1 protein-coding gene is annotated in these 1,689 nt (G+C 41.9%); it reads right to left on the bottom strand.

All coding sequences use genetic code 11. The features are described 5' to 3' along the window. Positions 1 to 116: 116 nt before the first annotated feature. Positions 117 to 1,595, bottom strand: coding sequence for an IS1182 family transposase (locus KTG12_RS21220; protein ID WP_138273095.1), 1,479 nt, complete (start codon positions 1,593 to 1,595; stop codon positions 117 to 119). Positions 1,596 to 1,689 lie beyond the last annotated feature (94 nt).

The following is a 1,689-nucleotide window of genomic DNA, read 5'->3' as shown; positions in this document are numbered from 1 at the left end:
GAGGTTGTGTAAAAAGTAAGCATCAAGTGTTCTTTGACATATTGTATTAAAAAGGAAATGCTCTTTATCTCTTTATTTTGGTATTTCTATTGTTGTCCTTTGGTAAATGACCGCTATTAGGTATACTTAATACCCCAATAGTGGACTTGTTGCAATAGTACCTGTATGCTTTGAATATTAGTCACCCTTCTTAGGTTATAGCATGTTGCGTACAAATCTATTTCAGCCTGTACCTTTTCCTTTCCTCTGAGTAGGAGTGGTATTTGCCCCATCCAGTATTTAAGAGTTCCGAAGGGGTGTTCTACCAATGTTTTTCGTAACCGTATAAGCGCTTTGTATTTCATTCCCTTACACTTCTTCATATACTGTCTTATGGGTTCTGCATCTGCCCTTCGGTAGATAATCCGGCCTTTTTTTGATGTGGTGCAGAACTTTATCAGGGGACAACCCTTGCAGTCTCTTCCCTGATATTTTCTATAAAGCTTTCCATGTTTACGAACTTGCCTGTCTTTAATAGGTAATATCTTTTCTTGGGAGCATATATAATAGTCATTGTCTGCATCATAGGTAAAAAAGATTCCGTGCTCCCGATCTTCTTTAGGAGAATGGTCTCCTTCATTGAAAGGAACGGCAATCACTTTGCCTTCTTCTTCAAGGGCCAGGATTTGTTCTTCATTGGCATAACCGGTGTCGGCAACGGCTTGGGCTACTTCTACCTGAAGGTCTTCCTGCATGGCATGAATCGAAGGTTGAAGGTCTTCAAAGTCATTCGGGTGGTCGGTAACCTGCATGGCACCTATCAGGTGATGTTGGGAATCTACCACTGATTGGACATTGTAAGCCGGAAGAAAACCGTTACGGGTCTTCATCAGGCGAGCTTCGCGGTCAGAGGGAAAGCTTCTTTGGGAACCTTCATCCAGCATACGCTGTTTTTCCGCCTGAAGTTCTTCAACCTGTTGGCTCAAACGGGCTATCTTCTCCAGTAGGGAGCTCTCCACACCGAGCTCGTCCGAGAGTTCGGATAATTGTTCCTGGGCTGTTTCCACCAGATCATTTTCATTAAGCTGGTGCAGATACTTCTCTAAACAGGTATCCAACAAGGCTAACTGTCGATTAATACCATCTAAAGTAAGACCGTCACGATTGGTATTGGCTTTGATTTTACTGCCGTCAACAGCTACCAGTTTGCCTGAAATATAACCGGAACTGACCAGAAAGCGGCGGAAATCAAGGCAACATTCATGGATGCCCGAAGTTTGTTTGGAACGGAAATCGGCAATAGTCTTATGATCGGGATGGAGATTACCCAGAAGCCAGATCAACTCCATATTACGCAGAGTCTCGCGCTCCAGTTTACGGGAAGAACTGATACTGTTTAAATAGCCGTAGACATACAGCTTGAGTAAAGTACCAAAGCTATAAGCAGAACGGCCCGTAGGACTGTTACCTTTATAAGAGGAAAAATCAGGGTGCAATTTGATGAACTGATCGACAAAAACATCAATCAGACGAACTGGGTTCTCACAAGAGATATAAGAATCTAAAGACTCGGGAAGAGTCAGTTGATTACGATCAAAAGGTTGAATATAGCCCATAAAATTAATCCTATTTGTTAGCAGAGCAAAGATATAAAATCCTTTTTATACAATATGTCAAAGAACACTTGATTCTTACTTTTTACACAACCTC

The organism is Parabacteroides sp. MSK.9.14, from assembly GCF_019041495.1.
GTDB lineage: Bacteria > Bacteroidota > Bacteroidia > Bacteroidales > Tannerellaceae > Parabacteroides > Parabacteroides merdae.
This window is presented reverse-complemented; position numbering and strand designations above follow the sequence as displayed.